The following is a 431-nucleotide window of genomic DNA, read 5'->3' on the forward strand; positions in this document are numbered from 1 at the left end:
GAACTCGATGACGCCGCCTTCTTCCGCGCTGTGCCGCGGGACGACGCGCAGCTCGATGTGGCGGCGCGCCGGCGGCAGCTGCGCCTCGTCGATCGCCTCGGCCGCGTTCTTCAGCAGGTTCAGAACGACCTGCTCGATCAGGATCGGGTCGGCCATGATCGTCGGCAGCCGCTGCGCGATGTAGGTGTGGATCGCGACGTTGCGCCGCCGCAGCTCGATGCCGGCGAGGTCGACCGCGTCCTCGACGATCTGGCGCGCCTGCGCCGGCTGGCGCTGCGGCTCGCTGCGTTTCACGAAGGCGCGGATGCGGTGGATGATCTGCCCGGCGCGTTCGGCCTGGCGCGCGGTCTTCTGCAGCGCGGCGATCAGGTCGGGCGGCGCGATCGTCTCGGCGCGGACGCGCGACACCATCCCGTTGCAGTAGTTGGTGA

1 protein-coding gene is annotated in these 431 nt (G+C 70.8%); it reads right to left on the reverse strand.

Translation table 11 applies throughout. The features are described from left to right. A partial coding sequence (locus I6F37_RS40860) for a sensor histidine kinase (protein WP_368736829.1) occupies positions 1–431 on the reverse strand: 431 nt, incomplete at both ends.

It is taken from the genome of Bradyrhizobium sp. NBAIM08, assembly GCF_020193935.1.
GTDB lineage: Bacteria > Pseudomonadota > Alphaproteobacteria > Rhizobiales > Xanthobacteraceae > Bradyrhizobium > Bradyrhizobium yuanmingense.